Annotated in this window: 21 protein-coding genes, 1 tRNA gene and 2 pseudogenes; 15 read left to right on the plus strand and 9 right to left on the minus strand. The window is 59.3% G+C overall.

Translation table 11 applies throughout. The features are described from left to right. Positions 1 to 243 precede the first annotated feature (243 nt). Both FHR23_RS14255 and FHR23_RS14260 read right to left on the minus strand, forming a co-directional pair. Positions 244 to 969, minus strand: a complete 726-nt coding sequence (locus FHR23_RS14255) for an RES domain-containing protein (protein WP_184005342.1) — start codon at positions 967 to 969, stop codon at positions 244 to 246. Next, complete coding sequence (locus FHR23_RS14260; protein WP_184005344.1) at positions 966 to 1,379, minus strand: MbcA/ParS/Xre antitoxin family protein; 414 nt, start codon at positions 1,377 to 1,379, stop codon at positions 966 to 968. Before FHR23_RS14260 ends, FHR23_RS14255 begins: the two co-directional genes overlap by 4 nt. Positions 1,380 to 1,676: 297 nt before the next feature. Between FHR23_RS14260 and FHR23_RS14265 the strand changes: the two genes are divergently transcribed. From FHR23_RS14265 to FHR23_RS14280, 4 genes are read left to right on the plus strand one after another with little or no spacing between them, the layout of a single operon-like run. Further along, on the plus strand, positions 1,677 to 1,925 hold the full coding sequence (locus tag FHR23_RS14265) for a hypothetical protein (RefSeq protein ID WP_184005346.1): 249 nt from the start codon (positions 1,677 to 1,679) through the stop codon (positions 1,923 to 1,925). Continuing rightward, complete coding sequence (hxsB, locus tag FHR23_RS14270) at positions 1,922 to 3,334, plus strand: His-Xaa-Ser system radical SAM maturase HxsB (RefSeq protein ID WP_184005348.1); 1,413 nt, start codon at positions 1,922 to 1,924, stop codon at positions 3,332 to 3,334. Before FHR23_RS14265 ends, hxsB begins: the two co-directional genes overlap by 4 nt. After that, positions 3,331 to 4,410: a His-Xaa-Ser system radical SAM maturase HxsC gene (hxsC, locus tag FHR23_RS14275; RefSeq protein WP_184005350.1), complete on the plus strand. Its 1,080-nt coding sequence runs from the start codon at positions 3,331 to 3,333 to the stop codon at positions 4,408 to 4,410. Before hxsB ends, hxsC begins: the two co-directional genes overlap by 4 nt. Continuing rightward, the gene (locus FHR23_RS14280; protein WP_184005352.1) at positions 4,407 to 5,003 is read left to right on the plus strand and encodes a peptidoglycan-binding domain-containing protein; all 597 of its coding nucleotides are present in this window, start codon (positions 4,407 to 4,409) and stop codon (positions 5,001 to 5,003) included. Before hxsC ends, FHR23_RS14280 begins: the two co-directional genes overlap by 4 nt. Before the next feature lie 361 nt (positions 5,004 to 5,364). Here FHR23_RS14280 and FHR23_RS14285 read toward each other — a convergent pair. Beyond that, positions 5,365 to 6,252: pseudogene (locus FHR23_RS14285) on the minus strand (IS3 family transposase); the annotation flags it as partial. A gap of 70 nt (positions 6,253 to 6,322) precedes the next feature. On the opposite strand from FHR23_RS14285, the gene FHR23_RS14290 reads away from it, so the two are divergent. Beyond that, positions 6,323 to 7,354 carry an IS110 family RNA-guided transposase gene (locus FHR23_RS14290; protein WP_184005354.1) on the plus strand — a complete coding sequence of 344 codons (1,032 nt, stop codon included), beginning with the start codon at positions 6,323 to 6,325 and terminating at the stop codon, positions 7,352 to 7,354. Positions 7,355 to 7,651: 297 nt separating this feature from the next. Here the strand turns inward: FHR23_RS14290 and FHR23_RS14295 are convergent. Beyond that, positions 7,652 to 7,855 (minus strand): annotated as a pseudogene (locus FHR23_RS14295) (transposase); the annotation flags it as partial. Positions 7,856 to 7,920: 65 nt separating this feature from the next. Here FHR23_RS14295 and FHR23_RS14300 point away from each other — a divergent pair. From FHR23_RS14300 to FHR23_RS14325, 6 genes are all read left to right on the plus strand, one after another. Further along, positions 7,921 to 8,229, plus strand: coding sequence for a hypothetical protein (locus FHR23_RS14300; protein ID WP_184005356.1), 309 nt, complete (start codon positions 7,921 to 7,923; stop codon positions 8,227 to 8,229). A 204-nt stretch (positions 8,230 to 8,433) separates the two neighbouring features. Then, the gene (locus FHR23_RS14305) at positions 8,434 to 9,687 is read left to right on the plus strand and encodes a hypothetical protein (protein ID WP_184005358.1); all 1,254 of its coding nucleotides are present in this window, start codon (positions 8,434 to 8,436) and stop codon (positions 9,685 to 9,687) included. Between the two features lie 193 nt (positions 9,688 to 9,880). After that, entirely contained in the window at positions 9,881 to 10,612 is a 732-nt protein-coding gene (locus tag FHR23_RS14310; RefSeq protein WP_184005360.1) for a PD-(D/E)XK nuclease family protein, read from the plus strand. Between the two features lie 12 nt (positions 10,613 to 10,624). Next, positions 10,625 to 11,248, plus strand: a complete 624-nt coding sequence (locus FHR23_RS14315) for a hypothetical protein (protein ID WP_184005362.1) — start codon at positions 10,625 to 10,627, stop codon at positions 11,246 to 11,248. Between the two features lie 71 nt (positions 11,249 to 11,319). Further along, on the plus strand, positions 11,320 to 12,069 hold the full coding sequence (locus tag FHR23_RS14320; protein ID WP_184005364.1) for a hypothetical protein: 750 nt from the start codon (positions 11,320 to 11,322) through the stop codon (positions 12,067 to 12,069). A gap of 39 nt (positions 12,070 to 12,108) precedes the next feature. After that, positions 12,109 to 13,161, plus strand: coding sequence for a hypothetical protein (locus FHR23_RS14325; RefSeq protein ID WP_184005366.1), 1,053 nt, complete (start codon positions 12,109 to 12,111; stop codon positions 13,159 to 13,161). Between the two features lie 98 nt (positions 13,162 to 13,259). Here the strand turns inward: FHR23_RS14325 and FHR23_RS14330 are convergent, their stop codons facing one another. Next, positions 13,260 to 14,375: a DUF3800 domain-containing protein gene (locus tag FHR23_RS14330; RefSeq protein WP_184005368.1), complete on the minus strand. Its 1,116-nt coding sequence runs from the start codon at positions 14,373 to 14,375 to the stop codon at positions 13,260 to 13,262. A 484-nt stretch (positions 14,376 to 14,859) separates the two neighbouring features. Then, positions 14,860 to 14,949: transfer RNA gene (locus tag FHR23_RS14335), tRNA-Ser, on the minus strand. A 150-nt stretch (positions 14,950 to 15,099) separates the two neighbouring features. On the opposite strand from FHR23_RS14335, the gene hspQ reads away from it, so the two are divergent. The 4 genes from hspQ to FHR23_RS14355 all read left to right on the plus strand — a co-directional run bounded on the left by hspQ (position 15,100) and on the right by FHR23_RS14355 (position 16,996). Then, the gene (gene hspQ / locus FHR23_RS14340; RefSeq protein ID WP_246359915.1) at positions 15,100 to 15,480 is read left to right on the plus strand and encodes a heat shock protein HspQ; all 381 of its coding nucleotides are present in this window, start codon (positions 15,100 to 15,102) and stop codon (positions 15,478 to 15,480) included. 123 nt (positions 15,481 to 15,603) lie between these two features. Next, positions 15,604 to 15,984 carry a 50S ribosomal protein L21 gene (gene rplU / locus FHR23_RS14345; RefSeq protein ID WP_184005370.1) on the plus strand — a complete coding sequence of 127 codons (381 nt, stop codon included), beginning with the start codon at positions 15,604 to 15,606 and terminating at the stop codon, positions 15,982 to 15,984. 26 nt (positions 15,985 to 16,010) lie between these two features. Next, complete coding sequence (gene rpmA, locus FHR23_RS14350) at positions 16,011 to 16,280, plus strand: 50S ribosomal protein L27 (RefSeq protein ID WP_184005372.1); 270 nt, start codon at positions 16,011 to 16,013, stop codon at positions 16,278 to 16,280. Positions 16,281 to 16,453: 173 nt separating this feature from the next. Beyond that, entirely contained in the window at positions 16,454 to 16,996 is a 543-nt protein-coding gene (locus FHR23_RS14355) for a GNAT family N-acetyltransferase (RefSeq protein ID WP_246359916.1), read from the plus strand. Positions 16,997 to 17,048: 52 nt separating this feature from the next. Here FHR23_RS14355 and gmk read toward each other — a convergent pair whose 3' ends face one another. From gmk to FHR23_RS14370, 3 genes are all read right to left on the minus strand, one after another. Next, positions 17,049 to 17,699, minus strand: coding sequence for a guanylate kinase (gene gmk, locus FHR23_RS14360; RefSeq protein WP_184005374.1), 651 nt, complete (start codon positions 17,697 to 17,699; stop codon positions 17,049 to 17,051). Between the two features lie 89 nt (positions 17,700 to 17,788). Continuing rightward, the gene (locus FHR23_RS14365; RefSeq protein WP_184005376.1) at positions 17,789 to 18,007 is read right to left on the minus strand and encodes a hypothetical protein; all 219 of its coding nucleotides are present in this window, start codon (positions 18,005 to 18,007) and stop codon (positions 17,789 to 17,791) included. A 90-nt stretch (positions 18,008 to 18,097) separates the two neighbouring features. Beyond that, positions 18,098 to 19,837 (minus strand): glycosyl hydrolase, encoded by a 1,740-nt coding sequence (locus FHR23_RS14370; protein WP_184005378.1) that lies wholly within the window; start codon positions 19,835 to 19,837, stop codon positions 18,098 to 18,100. Positions 19,838 to 19,937 lie beyond the last annotated feature (100 nt).

A 19,937-nucleotide genomic window follows, 5' to 3' on the forward strand; every position in this document is an offset into this window, starting at 1 on the left:
GGCATTGAACGCTATCCGAAGCGAGGCATTCCCCATCCGGTATCGGATGTACCGATACGCGCGTCTTCCATGCATCAATGCTCAGATGCAAGAAGGCTGTCCGTGAACGCACCATCGACAGAAATCCGGTGGACTGTTCAAAAGAGGATGGGTTCCGGCACTGGAACCGACTGCCGCAGCGCGCTCCGCGCCCTGCCGTCGGACGATGGTGCTCGGGGAAACTCAGCTTTCGGCTCACCGAATTCAACAGGTCAGATCCACCACCCGAAATACTGCCCCCGCACCAGTATCGCGCACGAGATCGACACGTTGCCCGTCCCAGTGATAATCGAGATGACGTCCCTGAACAGGTCTGGAAGCGCCGTCGGGATAAAATAGCCCCACGCATTCACCGCCGGGATGACGGATGCTTGGATAGACAAGGCCATCGGAGCGGTCAGCCCTGAGCGCAAGCGCAAGATCCTGGGAGGCTCTGTAGCTGTCGGGATCGAGAGCAGGATGCGCTTTGGTATTTTCGTCTCTGAGATCGTGAAGCCGGGCATCTACCGAAAAAATAATTTCGCGAAATTGTGCCGTCCATCCGGGTGCTTCCGCTGTTCTGGCCATGAATTGAGCATGGTGATGAATGGTTTCGAACAGGGCGGTTTCGAAACAGTTACCGATATAAAGAACGCCGTATCCGCCATTGGTAAAACGGCTCGGCCGGTCGGCACTGACATGCGTGAACGGTGCCATCAGATAGGACGCGCCGTTTCCAGCAACCCGCCGGTCGGTCGGTACAAGGTCCAGCTTCCCGACCGTCTCCATGATCCGTGGATTGGTTTTCTGTTCGGCCGAAATCAGCAGCGGCCAGTCAGCGGGATCGGCGATATCCTCGAACAGGTCGATGGGCGGAAAAACGCTGCGAATAATCCGGACAGCGCCGTGCCATGCAACTCGTCTGACCGGAAGAACCTCAGGACTGGTCACCAGACGCCGCGCTCTGAATCAAGATACCGGCGAACGCGCATGATGTCAGTGAGTTCACCGCCGAGCATAATGTCAAGCGCACTCACGTCTGCAAAGGCGGCGTTGTCCGCCTTGATCCAGGCATAGCCGCGCCTGGCTTCGGAAAAGAGAATCCGCAATGCCTTGTGAATCCCCATCAGATTGGAAAGCCGCGCAGCACCATCGCGCGAAATACGCCCCGGCCCTTCGGACTTCCAGCGCCGATAGGTACGCAGCGGCATGTCGAGCAGAGTGGCCGCCTGATCATCGGTCAGTTCCCACTTGCCGAACAGGTTTAGCACCGCGCGGAACATGGCGGCTGCCTCTTCCTGCGTAACCGGGTCGGGTCGAAACACCGGAGGAGTCGTATCAACAGGTTGTAAAGCTGGCATGGTAATTCTCCATATGGCCTTATATACTCAATAAAATGCCATATGGCAATATTTTAGGACTCGTTCTGAGTTCCCACCAGAGCAGCCGGCAGTGCGTCGGACACTGAGAGTAAGGGGCACTCCTATAGTCTCCGTTGAAAGGCCCCCATCTACCGGAACATCTGTTTTGGATGCCGCACCGGGTTGCTGGCGACGCGCTGGAACCGCATCAACCCACAAGCAGCACCAAAACGGTCAGGCTTCCACCTTGAGCAACGATGTTCCACGGATTAGGCCTGGCCAATAAACGGGGGCTCGATGATCTACCAATTCGAACAAAAGATTTCGGAATGCGACCGTGTGTTGGCCCGGAAGGCCGCTCATCGGGCTTCCGATTTCTATGATGGAGTCGAACTGAACCTTGAAGATGATTATCTTATTATTACCAGTGATCGCCATTCCCGGATGCAGCTTCAAACGATCTGGAAAAGCCTGCTAGTCAACGAGCGTTTGACTGTAAGTATGGCAGCCCATCGGACCGAAATATTGCACGAACTGCTCCAATGAGCCTCTACCCCCTACGTCTGCGTGCCTTGCCCAATGGAGAGGCGCTGGCAGTCAACGACAGCGGTTCGTTTTTCACTCTGTCACCGGCAGCGCTTGAGCGCTTTGAGCGCGATACACTCAATCCGCAGGACGAGGGCTATCTGACCCAGCACGGTCATAGCCTGGACGAGAACTCTTCCTTCGACCGGATGAGCCATGCCTATTGCGTTGCCGAAAGGCTGGATCAGGTTGGCACGCTCGATTATCTGATATTGGTGCCAACGCTGCGCTGCAATCTGCGTTGTAGCTATTGCCAGGTTTCTCGTGCCGATATCGATCAGCACAAATATGACTGGTCACCTGATACCCTGGCTGCAGTGCTCGATTGTATTGACGCAATCCAGGGCGATCATATCAAGATCGAATTCCAGGGAGGCGAACCGAGCCTGCGCCCCGATCTTATCCAGGCCGTCATCGAGCGATGCGAACGCTTCGCCCATCGGCAGTTTGTTGTCTGCACCAATTTGCAGTGCATTGATGACGGGATTCTTACCCTGTTCGACCGGCCGGATTGTTTCATCAGCACCTCGCTGGACGGAGATACGACACGCCACGCGATCCATCGTACACAGAGCGAAGGCAAGACCAGGCAGTTCTTCGACAATTTGCGCTATGTCGTCGAGCGCTACGGCCCGGGAAAGGTGTCGGCGCTGCCGACCATCGACGCCAGCGATCCACCGCCGCCTGAGAGCCTTATCGATGCCTATCGGGAATTCGGGCTCGACAGCATCTTTTTACGTCCGATCAACTATCAGGGCTTTGCGCGCAAACGCCACAAGCATTCGCGCGAGCAAAGCCACGCTTGGCGGCGCTACTATCGCCGGTTCGTGGAGACACTGATCGAACGAAACTGGTCGGATCGCGATCAGGTTCTCGAGGAGAGCTATCTGAGCATTTGCCTGCGTCGGATCTTCTGGCCCGGAAATGAGCGTCATGTCGATCTGCGCAATCCGAACCCGATGGGCATGGATTATATCGTGGTTGATCATGACGGAACGGTTTATCCAACCGACGAGGCGCGAATGCTCGCACGCTCCGGCATCATCGATCTTGCGATCGGCGACATTGTATCCGGCTGGGATAGCGAACGCAGAGAGACGCTCAACCGCCATGCAACCAATCAGTTCGACCCCACATGTCAGCATTGCGCCTATCAGCCCTTTTGCGGGCGCGATCTCATCGACGATCTTGCCCGCTACGGACGAATTGACGTCCCGCGAACCGAGACCGAATTCTGTCGCCGGCATTTGCATCTCTTCGATTTCATCTTCGAATTGATTTACAGCGACGATCCGGCGGTACGCTATTCGCTCACCCGCTGGCTGCGGTTACCGGAAACGCCGGTCAGCTTCGGAACCATGCTGGAATGATCCCCTTACGGCTATCCGCATTCGCCGAAGCGGACCGTCCCTTTGTTGTCCGGCTTGGCAGCCCTTCAGGGCAGCGCTGCGGCGACGCGGTGCTCGTCGAAGCAGAGGGAAACAGTGCGACTTATGCCAGCAAGGCAGGCCTCTTTACGATCGATGGAGTTGCCGCATCCGGGCTTGCAGGCGACGTCCTCCTGATTCAGCCGAGGGAGCAACGTGCGGAACGGCTGATACGAGCAACATCGCCGCACAACACCCTGCTGGTAACGGAACGCTGTGATCAGCTTTGCGTCATGTGTTCGCAACCGCCCAAAAAGACCCATGTCGACCGTTTCGCCCTGTTCGAAGAGGCATGCATGCTTGCGCCGGAAAACATGCTTATCGGCATTACCGGCGGGGAACCGACGCTGTACAGGCATCAGCTGTTCGATCTGATCGAACGGATCTATCGGACGCGTCCGGACCTGAGTTTTCACGTACTCACCAATGCGCAGCATTTCGAGAATGATGATATCGACCGTATGCTCGGCCCGGCCTATGCGCGCGTCAGCTGGGGCATTCCACTCTATGCTTCTCAAAGCGCACTGCACGACGAAATTGTAGGGAAACGAGGTGCCTTTTCCCAACTGCTTGAAAATTTCGCCATCCTTATGCGCGCTGGTGCAAGGATTGAACTGCGCACGGTATTATTGCGGGGAAATTATCCCGCACTACCCGAACTTGCGCATTTCGTTGCCAGCCGGCTGCGTTGCATTGAAGCCTGGTCAATCATGCAACTCGAGCATAGCGGGTTCGCACGGCGACGCTGGGCAAGCCTTGCGGTAAATCCTCGCCTGGATTTCGCACCGCTCAGAGAAGCAATGGACTGGAGCTTTTTGCATCAGATGCCGGTGCAGCTGTTCAACATTCCGCGATGCGCGCTACCGGAGGACTATCGTCGCTTTGCGGTAGCGTCGATTTCGGACTGGAAACAGAAATTCCTGTCGGCTTGCGATGGATGCCGCGAGCGGGATTTGTGTTGCGGTTTTTTCGAATGGCATCCCGATCAGGATGAATGCGCAAAGGTGACACCTCTATGACCGCCAGCAAATTCCTTATTGCCAGTCTAAGTGCGGCGGGGTTTGGCGTGACACATCCGCTGCAGACATTGCTCACCCAGTCCAGCGCTGCAAGCGACACTGATCCCGGAAAACGCAATCTGCTTCAACGCTTCACGCAGGATCACTTTGTTACGCTGGCGAGCCATGCAAGCCATTCAAGTCACTCCAGCCATGCCAGCCACCGGTCAAGCTATGGCGGCGGGCATGCGAGCCATACCAGCCACCGCTCCAGCACCGCAGGCTATGGCGGAAGCTCATCGTACGAACCATTGTATCAGACGCCCGCCCCCAGTCCGCCTCCCTCAACTTCTCCCAGATCGACCCGAAGCCCCAGGCCGCCTGCTGAAAATCGCTTGCGTCCGCTAAGCGGGCGATCACAGCGCTTTGCGGCAATCGTACGCAAGGTTGAAATCGCTTTACTCGGACGTGGTTTCTATAACGGAGCAATTGATGGCATGGTCGGCCCCAAACTGCGTGCGGCCCTGAGCGCATTTCAGAAAGAGCAGGGGCTGAGCATAACAGGGGCAATCACCCCTGAAACCCTTGATGCGCTGATGATCTCAACCAGGTAGCTGCTGCGGATTGGCCCGGTTGCTATTGCCGACCCTGTGAATCGCGAAACAAGTCCGTCAATACCACCTGCCATGTCAGTTTTGGCTATTCGTATTGAAAACTGGTAACATTAGAGTTTTCCGGACTGTCAGGACATCGGCCTCGGTGTTGCCGAAGTTCGAAAGTAAGCAGAAAACGCTGCTTATACAAAGGATTATCCTGATATGCCGGTGGGTGGGGTCTGCGTCCAGAGACTGCATCAGCCAGTCTGCTTCTCAGTTGCTATCCACCGACCGTCACATGTCACCAGCTTGAGGCCTTGATGTCCCCTCGGAGCGGTTTGGCCTGCTGCCGGTTTGATGGACACCGAGATAGGCTAAATCAGGCTACCCCAGCTTGGCGTTCGAAGTCGATAGGGCTGAGGTAACCCAGGGTCGAGTGGCGGCGGGTCGGGTTGTAGAAGCATTCGATGTAATCGAACACGTCAGCCCTGGCCTGCGCTCTCGAACGGTAGACCTTCTTCCCGATCCGCTCTGTCTTGAGCGATGAGAAGAAGCTTTCCATTGCAGCGTTGTCCCAGCAGTTGCCGGACCGGCTCATTGAGCAGGTGACGCCGTTATCCGCCATAAGGCGCTGGAACTGCTCGCTTGTGTATTGGCTGCCCTGATCCGAATGATGCAGCAGGGCATCCGGTTTGCCGCGCCGCCAGATCGCCATGATCAGCGCGTCGGTAACGAGCTGGGCGGTCATCGCGTCGCTCATCGACCAGCCAACCACCCGGCGCGAGAACAGGTCGATCACCGCGGCGACATAGAGCCATCCTTCAGCGGTCCAGATATAGGTGAAGTCGGCTACCCATTTCTGGTTCGGCCTGTCCGCCGTGAACTGGCGATCGAGCACGTTGCCGGCGATGACCGAACGTTCGCCTTGATCCTTCGGCAGCCCGCGACGGCGTGGCCGCGCTCGCAGACCCTGCTGACGCATCAGCCGTTCGACCCGATGCAGGCCGCAGGAAATGCCTTCGGCGAGCAGATCGTGCCAGACCCGGCGCGCGCCATATGTGCGGTAGCTGGTGATATGGCTGGTCTTCACCCTGGCGCCGATCACCTCGTCGTCGCGGGCACGCTGCGATGGTGCCCGGTTGAGCCAGGCATGAAAGCCGCTTCGCGAAACACCGAGCGCCCCGCACATCCACGCCACCGGCCAGACCCCTCGGTGCTTCGCGATGAAAATGAACCTCATATCGAGTCCTTCGCGAAGTAGGCGGCGGCTTTATGGGATGGCCCGCCCCTCAACGACCGGCGTTATCATGACGGCGGATTGGAAGAGGAGAAGACCAATGGCGAACCCGAAAATTGATGTACTGGGCGTAGACTTGGGCAAAAACAGTTGCAGCGTTGCTGGGCTCGATGATTCCGGCGCAGTCGTTTTGCGTCGACGGATGACGAGACAGGGTTTGATCAAGTTCGCATCGAAATTGCCGGGATGCGTGGTGGCGATGGAGGCTTGCTGCGGCGCGCATTTTCTGGCCCGGATATTCCAGTCTCATGGGCATTTGGTCAGGTTGATGTCACCGGAGTATGTTCAGCCCTACGTCAAGGCACAGAAGACCGATGATCGCGACGCCGAGGCCATCGCAGAAGCCGCGACCCGACCCACGATGCGTTTGGTGACACCGAAAAGCGAAGCGCAGCTCGATTTGCAAATCCTGCATCGCGCGCGTGCGAGGCTGGTCGCGGAACGAACGCGCCTAACCAACCAATTACGCGCGATGTTGCTGGAGCGGGGGATCATTCTGCCAAAGCGCCGCGGACCCCTGATCAAGCGGCTCGATAAAATCATGGCCGATAATCCGCCAATCAGCGCCAGGATGCTTTGCCTGCTTCACGATCTGCGTGAAGAATGGGCAGAACTTGATCGCAGGATCGGTGCATATGATGACGAGCTGGTTACGATGACACGCGAGGACGATCTGGCGCGGCGTCTGGTCACGGTTCCCGGCATAGGAGTGGTCAATGCCACGGCGCTGGTCGCCGCAGTGGGCGATGCCAGTGCTTTTGCCAAGGGGCGTGATCTGGCCGCATGGCTCGGCCTGACGCCGCGACAACACTCGACCGGCGGCAAAACCAAAATGCTGGGAATCAGCAAACGCGGCAATCGATATCTGCGAACCCAGCTCATTCATGGGGCACGGGCAGCGATGCGGCACTTTGCCGAGCAACGAACGGCGATGGGAAAATGGCTGCGCAATCTGCTGGCCCGTGCCCATCCCAATGTCGTGGTCGTTGCACTGGCAGCCAAACTGGCGCGGATTGCTTGGGCCGTTCTCCGGCGCGGTGATGTGTACCAATCGCAGGAAGCCACAATCTGACGAAATTGCGATCAGCAGTGGCTGGCCGCTCGAAATGTCTGTGGAGGTGAGATAGATGGCATAACGGTCGAACCGGCGGACGGGAAAGCCTGGTTAAAAATGTGGTGTTTGTCACCGATGGCTTTATGAGGCCCCCGCCGCGCGGAACCCATCTTGGCCAGGTCAGCAGACCTGAGACCGGATACGTTGATGCAGACCCACAACGCCATCCAATTTTATCCTTGCAGACGGGGCGGGCCATACGTTTTTTAAGATGTCTCGTTCTGCCTTCAGCTTCGCCACTTCGCGGCGTAATCAATCGATCTCCAACTGCTCCGGCCTCATCTGCCCGTGACCGGGAAAGGCATGTCCCGGATCGGCAGCAAACTCCTTCACCCACTTGCGCAGCACGTTCTCGTGTAAATCCAGGTCCCGGGCTGCCTGGGCGATCGTTACGCCGCGCTCCCGGACCAATCGCACCGCCTCAACCTTGAACTCGCGGGCGAACTTCCTTCTCTGCATCGATGCTCTCCGTTCAGTGAAAACACCTTATCTCGGTGTCCACCAAACCGGCAGCAGGCCAGGCGATGCAGCTTGAAGCTGAAATCCGCGTCGATCCCGCGCGTCGCGCTGATCGCTTCGTCGAGCGCTGGAACAAGCTCAGCGGTGTGGCGGATCGTGCCTACGTGACCGGCGATGTCATGGCCCGGAAATCAGCGCAGAATGAGATGGCCGGGATGGCGAAGAGCCTTGAGCGCGATCCGCAGATGGAATCGCTTCTCGCCGCGCGGAAAGTCGAACTGGGCATCTCCATCGACACTGGGCGCAGGCTTGGGGCGGAGCTTGCCTTCAACCATGGAATCGACTTCGGACGTGGCAGGGGTCTTGCGCGTTGAGGCAGGAGTGGTTCGCTTGCACCCCTCCACTCCGGCCGCTCGACCTACCCCGGCTGATCCTGATTACTGCCGTTACCCAAGCTGGTGTTGCCCCGCAAATTAGGGTGCAAACCGCATGTCCTTTGGAGCTTTGATCAGCGTAATTGCACACCCTGCTTATAAGGTGTGATAAGCTACAGCCGTCTTGGTGGAGTGCGTGTGCGGGTGGAAAAGACGGTATTCTGGTCGTGGCAGAGCGATCTCGACCCGCGTGTCACCAAGGATCTGGTTCGATACGCGCTCGACGAGGCGGTCAAGCAGTTGGCGGCCGATCTTGAGGAAGCCGATCGCACGAGCGTTACCTCCGATACGCAGGGCGTTGCCGGCACGCCTGACATTGTCGCGACCATCCTGCGCAAAATCGACGAAGCGGCAGTGTTTGTTGGGGACGTTACCCCGATCGCACTTTCGGAAAGCGGTAAGGCGTGCGCCAATCCGAACGTTCTTCTTGAAATGGGCTATGCCAACAAATCTCTAACCGAGACCCGCGTCATCCAGGTGTGGAATGCAGCATTTGAGGGTGCCACGGTCGATCGGCTACCGTTCGATATGCGTGGGCGGCGCGGTCCTTTGTCGTTCCACCTTCTCCCAGGCAGCGACACGGCAACGCTGCGCGCTGCCCGCGACCAGCTGACGAATGACCTTGTCGGCGCGCTCCGCCTTGCGCTGGACACGCTCCCAGCACCGCCGCCCGACGCGGTCCATTGGCAGCCGCATTTTCAGGGCGATCCCGATCTCTGGTTTGATCGGACTGTGCCCCAGACGGTCACGAGCCCAATGCACGGAAGCAGTCGCTTTCGGTGGATGCCTCATTGGCCGGGTTATGCGCGCATTATCCCCTCGAAATGGAGCGCCAAACCGGATGCGAAGCGCACGATCGCCGATCACGGGGGCCATCCAGCGCTTCTAGCGAACGCGAATGGGCTGAATTTCGGAGTCAGTCGCGGAGGCGCCGCAGTCTACTGGCCCCGCACTGCGGATGGTGAAAGGGTATATCCAACCCTCGCCGTCACACAATGGTTCGAGAAAACAGGCGAGTTCTGGGGTGTCGCGGGCGGGTTCCTGTTTGCTGGCAAGAATGAGCGTCTTACGCTGGCGACAGGATCTTTCTGGAAGCATTGGCTGCACTTTCTCGAACGCAATTGTGCGCTCGCACTTGCGCACGGAGGAGCGCTGCCGATCCACGTTCGTCTCGGCGTTAACGGCCTCGCTGGGAGCTACTGGCCGGGCGGCCCGCACCAGTTCGACGATGAAGGACATGAAGCTGTTGAAGATGCTTACGAATATGACGCCACCCTTACCTCGACGGCGCCGGAGGCGCTGAAAGCCGTCGTGGTTGAGGCGTTCAATGGGCTGGCGGCGGTGTACGGTGTCGAGGCGCATAGCTTCGAGCAAATTGAGGAACGGTCGAGATACTGAAGATGAGCCCTGCTGTTCTCGCCGTCCAAACACTGGTGCATACTGTCAAGGATCTGGCCGGAGGTGACGAACCTCCGATGCGAAACGCCGGTGACGATCGCCCTCGAGCTGATCGCCGGGCATGCCGCTTGCTTGCATTCGAACCCTTCCCGCAGAGGCCGGTGCGATTGACCGCTTTGGTTGGCAGAGTCGGATGACCGAGGCCAATGTCCCCCTTCCAGTCGTCCCGTCGCCCGGCCACCTCAACCCGGCAGCATTACTATCGGCTTTCTGCGCGCTACGAGGCGTCCTGCCGGATGTGGCGCCTCGAGCGCCAAAGCAGTTCTACGCGTTGGACGATCTTCAGACAGCATTCCGAGCCCTTCAGGGGCCGCTCGCCCGGACTAAGCAACGCGGCGGTCTGATCAACGTATGGGCACTTGCTAGCCTCCGTCGAGACGAGGTCCGCAATGCCGCTGCACTGGCCGGGCTCTGGATGCCTGAGTTCGGCGGTGAGACCTCCATGCGTTTCGCGGTATCGTACCTGGCCACGGCGATACCGGCGATCGACTGGTCCCAGGAACTCTGTGGCGGGTATCGGGTGGCCACCGAAATATGCCCGCTCGGCGACGGCGCGGATCGGGTCGATCTGGTTATCGAGACCGCCCGCCATCTCGTCGGCATTGAGATAAAGATCGGAGCGGTCCTGGGGCGCGAGCAGTTGCAGCGCTATTCCAAGGCCATAGCCCGGCGTGGAGCATTGCAGGGTCTCACGCCGTGGGTGGTCTTGCTCGCGCCTTTTCGTACCGAACTTCCGGCGATCGCCTCAAGCTCGTGGGCTGATGTCACTCGAGCGGCCCGCTCGGTCGCGGGCGACCGAGATGGGGATCGCTCCTTCGTAGCGCAGCTTATCGAGAGCTTCGGCGAGCACGTTCGTGAATTTTAGGAGACCATATCCTTGACCGATCCATCCATCGGCACCGTGATTGTGCGTCATATCGACGAGCTGGAAGAGGCGCTTCGATACGCAAACGGTACCATGCAACCCATGCTGGCAAAGGCCGTCGCCGTCGTGCTCGAGGAGCGGCGTATTGCTTTGGGATGGGCCGGTGAGGTCGTCGCGGATCTAGCCGAGACCCTTTGGCTGGCGCCCCCGGAGTGGAAAATCGGCGGGGATCCGGAGGACGATGACTTCTACCTGTCGTTTTCGCTCGACACGATGCCGTGTATCGACGGGCACGAACCAGAAACCTGGGTAGGGACCATTGCCGGCTTCGCTGGTGCGAGGATTAGATTCGTGTTTGGCACCGATGCGATTGGCCAACGCGATTGGAAAGCGCTGCTAAGGTCAGAGGGAGCCTTACTGGATGAGTTGGTCAACAAGGGTTTCCTCTGCGATCCGAAAACCGGGGATCTGGCGCTGACCATTCCGATAAACCGTGAGGACCTCGCCTCCGGATTCGAAGAGGAGGATCTCGAAACGGCGCTGGCGCCCTTGCGGACCAGCGTCGACCGGATTCGTGACGCTCGTCCAATCTTCGACCGTCTGGTTGAGGCGATCAGCAAGAAGGGGCGACCCTGATCTTGATGACAGGGGTCATCGTTTCGCTGTCAGCGGCGCCAGTCGTTGCGCGCTTCGCCGGTTGAGCGGTCATGCTGTTCGACTACGACCATCCGGCAGCTTGGCCGACCGATGTGGTGGCGCTGCTCGATGAGCACCGTCCCACGCTCGAAGATTGGGTCACGGAGCGACGCTTCGCCTCGCCCTACGAATATGACGAGATTATCGGAGAGCTGGGTGAAACGCTCCGGCCCCATGAGATCATGGCTTGGCACAACACGCGCCTTACCGCCCGGGAAGCCGCCGATATCCTCTCCGCCGGAATGCATTTGCCGAGCGTCGAGACACTGATCCGGCGGATCGACAGCGCACTAGCGGAGGGCGCAATCTCGCCTGCGGTCGCAGAGGGCTTCAAACGACGCCACCAGGCAGACTCACCGACCCGCGTCGGGAGAATCTGGTTCCTCTTCACGCGACCGCACAACGACGACGGCATCGAGGACTTCCTGCGGTTTTGGGGCGGAGAGGCCTTGTACGCGGCGATTGATCGCGATCCGGACCTCGGACCAGCGCTTCGATCGGTCGGCGTGCCTTCGGTGGTCGAAGCGGCGATCCCGATCCGCAACTTTACGGACAGCCTTGGTTTTGAATCTCACATCGCCAAGCAATTCTGCGCCTGGAGAGCGGGTCGGAGCTACAATGGTGTGCCGCACGACCGTCTGCTTGTGCCGCTTGGCCCGGCGCACGTTCGCAGGATCGTGACCTGCAACGACCCGTCATTCGTTGGCTTGACGGGATGTGATCGTTACTTTGAACCTTTGGGCTTAACTGAGGAACGCTAATGTCGACGTTCCTGAGCGGGACGTCTTAGGATAGCCGACATGGTATGCTTCAGGATCGACGAGAGTGGATATACCGGCTTTGACCTGCTCAATTCCGAGCAGCGTTTCCAGGGCGCGACCGCGATTGCGATCGAGGATGACGATGCCGCGGCGTTGATCAGGCACCACTTCCCACGCCTGCAGGCACCAGAACTCAAGTACAGCTCGGTCTCACGCAGACCATCCAATCACCGCCCGCTGTTGGCGTTGCTGCGGGATTTATTGAGCGAGTATAAGTCGGTGACTTATGTCTGCGACAAGCGCTTCCTACTCACGCTGATGTTTCTCGAATACGCTGCAGAGCCATATTACTACGAGCGCGGCACAAATTTTTATCAGCATGGCCAGAACTTCACGCTCGGCTCGATCCTCTTCCAAGCCGGGCCGCGTCTGCTGGGGGAGGGCAGGTTACAAAAACTCATGACGGCGTTTCAGCGCGCCATGAAGGAAAAAAGTCCCGCAGCCTTGCACGACCTCGTCGACGCGGCGCGCAGAACCAAATGGCGCGAGTTGCCGGAGGCGCTGGGACCGATAGCGAACGGTGCGCCTGAGTGCCTGGAAGCCATTGCGACGCCCGGCGTGACGACGGACGCGGCAATGGTGGTTCTCCAGGCTTTGATCAGTCGCATGGAAGTGATGTCCGGCGGTCCGTATCGCGTCGAGCACGACCAATCGAAGAACCTGGAGACCTATCACCACCTAATCGAGAAGCTCATCGCGCACGACGCTGAGGTTGAGTTTCGATCATCCGAAATTGCGACACTCAAATTTCCGCTAAAAATGACAGGCGTCGTGCAGGTAAACTCGGTGGCTAGCCCGGCGGTGCAGCTCGCGGACGTCCTCGTCGGAGCGACGCTCGAAACGGCGAATACCTTGGCGCGTTTGCGCAAAGGTGGGTTGGACCCGGAGCAGGTGATCCCGCTCTACGGGGAAGATCAGATCATCTATCTGGCGCCGTCGATGGACGTTGCCGAGCAACGCCGCTTCCGCGCCGGATCGCAAGGCGCGGAGATGATCGATTATTTCGCGGCCAATTTCGGGTCTACTACCTAACGCTGCCGTCAGGGAGAGGGTGACCCGGCCGGCCACTAGGCGGCGATCCCGACCAGAGCGCGACAGCGCTCGGCCCGGCCCAGAGGTGCTGGCAGGTTTTAGTAGTTGGGCTTCGGCGCGACGCCGAGGAAGCGAACCAGATTGTCTGGTGCCACGAAATTCACTCCTGTGCCGTGGCTTCGATCCCCTAGCGCCACGAGCCGGTCGAAGATCGCGACCTTGTCAGCATGCATGGCGGCGCCACTCCATATCGCGTCCTGGACGTAGCGCGCGATAAATCCGGCCAAGACGTCAGCGATCTGAATGCCGATCGAGTCATGCGAGCGAAGGAACTGGAGCTCGGCCGCTTGGGAAAAGTCAAAGTCGGCTGTCTGCATGGGCAGGCTCAGGTCGAGCTCTGCAAACTTTTCAGTCTGGGTCTTGGCGTATTGGAGAATGTCCCCAAACTGCAATTGCTCGTCATGGAACAGGGTCACACCGGATACCTGCTTGCGCGTGTACCGGTTAATCCGGGCATAGAGGTGCGTGAAGGAGGTCATGTTGGGAAGTACCCAAAGGAGCTTCCCACCGGGATTGACGTCGGGAACAGGTAGTGCCCGCTCAACCGCCTTGGCCTTGGGCAGTTTCCGAAAGTCTTTGAGGCTGTCCCGCGTGAAGCGGGAGATCCCTTCGGAAATCTCCGGCGATGCTTGATCTCCCTCTGCCCAAGCGATGATGCGTTTATAGAGATTGCGTATTTCGGTGTGATCCCTGCTCTGGCAGCAGCCGGCGAAGGCATGCGTGAGCTCAGGCGGCGCGTAGAGCGCCATATGATCCGCCATCACGCCCTTCATCCACAGTGCGTCAGGTCGGGTGTCGCATTTTCCCACATATGGGACCACCATCCGCTCGATGATGTTCACGACTACAAAATAGTGCTTGTCGACGATCTCGATGAAGATCGGGCAGCGGCCTGCTTCCAGCAGGTCGATCAGATCGAGGATGAACCGCGGCCTTTCATAGGCCTGCTTCGACTTCACTTCTGGCCCCTGTAGCCGGTGAACCGATTTGAGGTTGCTGAATTCCTCGGTGAATGCCTCGTCAAGCGAGCCGCCGAACGCGGCCAAAGCGAACATGCGCTGTTCCGTGAAATAAGCTTCCATTCTGACGGCGCTCAGGTCGCCCGTATTCCCGCTCTCGTCGATGTAATATTCAGAGGAAACTTGGCCCGCCATGGGTTTTCCAACGGAAGCTGAATGAATGTCTGGGTTAGGCGAGTGTTGATGGAGGTATGAACATCCGAAGGGGCCTTTGCGAGGTCCACGAGCCGACTGAGCGGAGCGCTGCCTCTCGATATCAGCTCAAAGGCTGCCAGTCGATTAGCGACCCATTTCCACTCCTCGTCGGAAACAGAAAATGGTGGTTTGACTGGATTGAATCGCACTCGGCTTCGATATCGTTGGCTTGAGCAGGGCGGCAATTTGAGCCGCGTGAAAATTTGTATCGGTCCGATCAACTGCGACTCACTGTGCTGTCGCCTCGTATCTTGGCAAAGCAGGCGTCATCGTCGGATATATAATCTGAAGCCGGGGAGCTGCGTCCTAGTAGATACTTGGACCAGCGACGGCGAAACATCGGATCGAGAAGTGGGACCGGCAATGGGACCAAGTCCGGCCACTACGAAACTTCATCGTAAATACAGTTTGTTAGGAGAAGACTTGGCGGAGAGGGTGGGATTCGAACCCACGGTACGGTTGCCCGTACACCGCATTTCGAGTGCGGCGCATTCGACCTCTCTGCCACCTCTCCGAAAATCGGGATTCGCACCGCTTTGAAGCCCGGTCAGGCCAGCGGTGCCGGTCGATAGGGGCGGGGCATTAGCTCAAACGATCCGCCCTTACAAGCACCTCTTGCCACAGTATGCTTGTGCGGCGCGGTAAATACATTAAATTGGCTGGCATGCCCAGTGTTCCCACGCCCAGCGGCCCTGTCGATCCCGGTGTTCCGATGCCGCCCGTCGCCCATGCCCGCTTCAATGTCGGCGACGTCGTCCGGCACCGCATGTTCGATTTTCGCGGCGTCATCTTCGACATCGATCCCGTCTTCGCCAATAGCGAGGAATGGTATGAATCGATTCCGAAAGATGCACGTCCCGCCAAGGATCAGCCTTTCTACCATATTCTCGCGGAAAATATGGAAACCAGCTATGTCGCCTATGTCAGCCAGCAAAATCTGGTAAGCGACGACAGTGATGAGCCGGTCGACCATCCCGCCATCACCGGCCTGTTCGAGGATTATGCAGGCGGCCGCTATCGTCTGCGCCGCGAACACCGGCATTAGTAAAAATCCGGCAAGACCTGCCGCTTTCCGGTTGACATCCCCGCCGTCGCAGCATAGTTCGCCCATTCTTTCCGCGCGGGGATGACTTCGCGCGGACACATGCATTTGGAAGTGATGAGGGCCATGTTCGCAGTCGTGCGCACGGGCGGCAAGCAGTATCGCGTTGCCGCAGGAGACAAGATCGTTGTCGAGAAGCTGGGCGGAGACGCCGGTGATTCGGTGACTCTGGATGATGTTCTGCTCGCCGGTGAAGGTAGCGAGCTGAAGTCCGTCGACGGCCTGACCGTCGCGGCCGAGATCGTCGCGCAGGCGAAGGCCGAAAAGGTCGTGGTGTTCAAGAAGCGCCGCCGTCACAATTATCGCCGCAAGAACGGTCATCGCCAGCAGCATACGATCCTGAAGATCACCGCGATCGGATCGGAAGAGAAAAAGGCGAAGAAGGCACCAGCCAAAAAGGCTGAAGCCAAGCCGACCGAAACCGAAACCCCGGCCGCCGAGGCCTGAGCGAGCTATTCGAGGAGTAGACCCAAATGGCACATAAGAAAGCAGGCGGCTCTTCCCGTAACGGCCGCGATTCAGCAGGCCGCCGTCTCGGCGTGAAGAAGTTCGGCGGCGAAGCCGTCGTCGCCGGCAACATCATCGTGCGTCAGCGCGGCACCAAATTCTATCCGGGCGAGAATGTCGGCATGGGCAAGGACCATACCCTGTTCGCGCTTACCGACGGTCGTGTGTCCTTCAAGCAAGGCAAGCTCGGCCGCAAATTCGCGTCGGTGGAAATTATGGCGGACGCCGCCGAATAACGGGCAACCGACCGGGTTGCCCACCAGGGTGACCCGGGTTCCACGACGGAACCAGCCAAACAAGGGAGACGGGTCGCCCCGGCTCCCTTTTTTCATGCTCCCTCCCCCCTCGCCCGTCTCCGCACTGTCATGGTGACAGTGCATGAGCGCGCGAAAAGACGAGGAGAGTCGGCATGTTCGTGCGTACGCAAAGACTGACCCTGCGGCCCGGCTGGATCGAGGACGCAACCGAGCTGGCCCGCGCCATCGGCCATTGGGAAGTGGTGCGCAATCTGGGCCGCGCACCCTGGCCCTATGCACTGGGCGACGCGGAGCAGTTTCTGGAAGCGATGCAATCGACTCCGCGAGCGGTCAGTTTCCTGATCTGCGCGCGCGACGGCGCCGATGCTCCGATCATCGGCGGTATCGGCTATGGCCCCTATGGCGAGCACCCCTATGAATTCGGCTACTGGCTGACCCCAGAGGCTTGGGGGCGCGGCTATGCCAGCGAGGCCGGACGCGCGGTGCTCGACATTGCACGAACGATGGGCGTGCCGCACCTGACCGCCGGGCACTATCTCGACAATCCGGCCTCCGGCAAGGTTCTGCGCAAGCTCGGCTTCCGCCATCATGGGCGAGCGACTCGCTATGCGCGTGGGCGGGGAGAAAAGGTCGAATGCGCCGAATATGCGCTGACGCTTCAGGAAGGCGACGACGCTCCGCGCATGGCGGCGTGACTGGGGCGAGCGGGAACGTACCGGACCGCAAGAGCGGCGGTGCGTTCCCCGCTTATTTCAGCAGGCCGCGGATAAAGCCGATCAGGCCGGTCTGGCGCGAACGCTTCAGGCGTTCGGCGGCCAGAATGGTGCGCACCGATTCGAAGCACTCCTCGACATCGTCGTTGACGAGGACATAGTCATAGCCGTCCCAGTGGCTGACTTCGCCCGCCGACCGCTCCATGCGCGCATTGATGACATCCATCGAATCGGTCGCGCGCCGCTCCAGCCGGTCGCGCAGTTCCTCCATCGATGGCGGCAGAATGAACACCCGCACAACATCTCCACCGGCAATCTGGAAAAGCTGCTGCGCACCCTGCCAGTCGATATCGAACAGGACATCCTGCCCCGATTCCAGCATGTCATAAACGGGCTTTTTCGGCGTACCGTACCGATGGCCGAACACATGCGCCCATTCCAGAAAGGCATGATCGGACACCATTTCACGAAACTGCTCGGTATCGACGAAATGGTAATCGCGCCCATCCTCTTCACCGGGGCGGATAGGCCGGGTGGTTGCCGATACCGACATGCCGAGTTTCGGTTCGGCGGCCAACAGCTTGCGGGCGATGGTCGATTTGCCTGCACCGGAAGGCGAGGACAAGACAAACAATACGCCGCGTCGTTTGAAACCGTGGGGATCGGGATCGCGCTCAAATGCCATGCCCGCTAGTGGCGCGGGCCGGGGGCCTGCGTCAAGCCGCTAACACGTCTTTCCGGGGTTAATTGCGCATGGTCTGCAGGACTGTCGACTCAGAGCGCGTCCTCCGCCGCTTCGCTCAGCCGGTCGATCCCCTCCGTAATCCCGCGCAATACCAGCCAGCCCACCGCATAGGTGAAAGCGACCGGCACCGCGACTTTCAGGACATTGGCCGTAACCGCGCCGATAACGGCACCGTCCGCCGCACTGTCGTCCCCGCTCATGCTGTCGATGGCGCCGCCGATCAGCGCGCCGATGGTGGTTGCACCCATGGTCAAACTCCCTTTCTTCGAGGGAACAACCCAGCCCCGCCCCGCTGGTTCCCAAAGGAAGATGCACCGCAACCAAATCCGGCGCGTCGATCAGTTGCTGCACGCTACCGTGCCGCCGCTCCCGCGTCGAAACAGCTTGATATGATAGTCGAATTTATCACCGCCAAAGGCCTGATTCTTGCCGACGGACAAGTCCAGATGGTCGCCTGCGGCCAGATCGACGCGAACACCCGAAAGCTTGTCCTGACCGGTCAGAACGCCTTTTTGCAACACCGATCCATTGTGTTCGATCCGCCAGTCGACTCCATCGCCCTTTGCCGGTTTGGACAGGCACATGCCAAGGTCGACCGCCATCGCGGCAGGCGCGGTATAGCGGATAACGACCCGTGCGCTGCCCGATGGCGCGGCATCGCCCAGCGTTACCCGCAAGGGCTTGGTCCAGCGCGATCCGAAATAGCTGCTATACTGATCGTCATAGAGCGACAGCACATGCTCACCGCCCGAATCCTCCGCCAGATAGCTCCACGGCGCGCCGCCATATTGCAGTTCGGAATCGGCGAGCACACTGCCCTGCCCCACCGAAAGGCCCGTCGCGCCGAATGCAATGATCGGCTCCTGCCCGACGAAAACGCCGGACGACGATAATGCCTGGCCCTGTGCATCGACGACCGAAGCCGAACCGTAAAAGCTGACCGTGCGCGGCGCGCCCCAGACGACATAGGCATCCTGTCCGTAGCGATAGGCGAACACCAGCGGATCGCCGACATCGACGCGCTGCGGCTTGCCCTTGGGAAGCAGTCGATCCTCGACCAGCCGGAACGCCTTACCTGTCGGCTTGATCGTGCTCCCTGAAAACAGGCCCATATTGGGGTAATATTTCTGATCTATCAGCGCATACCAGATGGCTTTGTACGTCCCCGCTGCGCGCAGCAACGTGACCATCTTGACCAGTTCGCCCGAAGACCCGGCAGCATCGCTCAGATCGTTGCTGAACTCGGTCGCCCAGATTGGTACGGGCGTGCCATATTGCGCCATGACGCTGTTGAGGTGCGCGATCTCCATGTCCACGCTCTGTGCATCGGAACGATAGGGATGCACAGCGACCCCGTCGATCAGTGGCAGCATTCCCGCCTTGAACAGGGTTTCCAGAAATCCCGTCGCGATCATGTTGCTCGACCCGCCAAGGATCGCAACATCGGGATGTTTTTTGCGGACATCCTGACTCACGGCACGCAACAGATCGACATAAAGTGTCGCACTATCCGATCCTGCGGGATAGTTCAGGCCGTTCGCGGTATTGATTTCATTGCCGATTTCGAACGCGACGATGCATTTACCGAACTTTCCGATCAGTGCGTTCAGATATGCCGCATATGCCGAGCGCCCGGCATCGGTATAGACCGTCGATCCGCCATCATAATTGGGGTTATCGGGAATGATGGTCAGGATGACCGGCATCTCGGCAGTACATGCGAGATTGATCCTGCTCGCCTCCTGTCCGCTGAAATCATAGCTTCCCCGTACCTTCTCCCCGGCACTCCAGGGCACGGAGTCGCGCAGTAAAGCGGCATCGACGGACTGCGCCTGATCGATCGAGGAAGCCGGCCAGCCCTGGCTGAAATGCGTTTGGACTCCCAGGAACGACGCCCCGTCGGAAGCGGTGCCCGCTCCGCTTGCGGGAGTGGGACTAGGTGTCGGAGTCGGCGATGAAGCGGGTGCGGGCGTCGGTTCCGGCGTCGGAATCGCTACCGGACTGGCGGCCGACCCGCCATCACCGGAAGGTCCGCAAGCCGCCAGCAACATCGCAATGATCGCATTCAGAGGAAACATTGCCGCCCTCGTTCGCAATTCCATATCTTCCCCGGTCGAAATAGGCGGTTCGTCCGCCCGTTGTCAGGAGTGCCGCACCGACCATTATCGGTGAGGCCGG

The sequence above is a fragment of the Stakelama sediminis genome, from assembly GCF_014199335.1.
GTDB lineage: Bacteria > Pseudomonadota > Alphaproteobacteria > Sphingomonadales > Sphingomonadaceae > Sphingomonas > Sphingomonas sediminis.

Excerpts from the sequence above, each read along its gene's own strand:
- FHR23_RS14260 (WP_184005344.1), bottom strand. The coding sequence starts at position 1,379 with ATGCCAGCTTTACAACCTGTTGATACGACTCCTCCGGTGTTTCGACCC.
- FHR23_RS14265 (WP_184005346.1), top strand. The coding sequence starts at position 1,677 with ATGATCTACCAATTCGAACAAAAGATTTCGGAATGCGACCGTGTGTTG.
- hxsB (WP_184005348.1), top strand. The coding sequence starts at position 1,922 with ATGAGCCTCTACCCCCTACGTCTGCGTGCCTTGCCCAATGGAGAGGCG.
- hxsC (WP_184005350.1), top strand. The coding sequence starts at position 3,331 with ATGATCCCCTTACGGCTATCCGCATTCGCCGAAGCGGACCGTCCCTTT.
- FHR23_RS14280 (WP_184005352.1), top strand. The coding sequence starts at position 4,407 with ATGACCGCCAGCAAATTCCTTATTGCCAGTCTAAGTGCGGCGGGGTTT.
- FHR23_RS14290 (WP_184005354.1), top strand. The coding sequence starts at position 6,323 with ATGGCGAACCCGAAAATTGATGTACTGGGCGTAGACTTGGGCAAAAAC.
- FHR23_RS14300 (WP_184005356.1), top strand. The coding sequence starts at position 7,921 with ATGCAGCTTGAAGCTGAAATCCGCGTCGATCCCGCGCGTCGCGCTGAT.
- FHR23_RS14310 (WP_184005360.1), top strand. The coding sequence starts at position 9,881 with ATGACCGAGGCCAATGTCCCCCTTCCAGTCGTCCCGTCGCCCGGCCAC.
- FHR23_RS14320 (WP_184005364.1), top strand. The coding sequence starts at position 11,320 with ATGCTGTTCGACTACGACCATCCGGCAGCTTGGCCGACCGATGTGGTG.
- FHR23_RS14325 (WP_184005366.1), top strand. The coding sequence starts at position 12,109 with ATGGTATGCTTCAGGATCGACGAGAGTGGATATACCGGCTTTGACCTG.
- FHR23_RS14330 (WP_184005368.1), bottom strand. The coding sequence starts at position 14,375 with ATGGCGGGCCAAGTTTCCTCTGAATATTACATCGACGAGAGCGGGAAT.
- hspQ (WP_246359915.1), top strand. The coding sequence starts at position 15,100 with ATGCCCAGTGTTCCCACGCCCAGCGGCCCTGTCGATCCCGGTGTTCCG.
- rplU (WP_184005370.1), top strand. The coding sequence starts at position 15,604 with ATGTTCGCAGTCGTGCGCACGGGCGGCAAGCAGTATCGCGTTGCCGCA.
- rpmA (WP_184005372.1), top strand. The coding sequence starts at position 16,011 with ATGGCACATAAGAAAGCAGGCGGCTCTTCCCGTAACGGCCGCGATTCA.
- FHR23_RS14355 (WP_246359916.1), top strand. The coding sequence starts at position 16,454 with ATGTTCGTGCGTACGCAAAGACTGACCCTGCGGCCCGGCTGGATCGAG.
- gmk (WP_184005374.1), bottom strand. The coding sequence starts at position 17,699 with ATGGCATTTGAGCGCGATCCCGATCCCCACGGTTTCAAACGACGCGGC.
- FHR23_RS14365 (WP_184005376.1), bottom strand. The coding sequence starts at position 18,007 with ATGGGTGCAACCACCATCGGCGCGCTGATCGGCGGCGCCATCGACAGC.
- FHR23_RS14370 (WP_184005378.1), bottom strand. The coding sequence starts at position 19,837 with ATGTTTCCTCTGAATGCGATCATTGCGATGTTGCTGGCGGCTTGCGGA.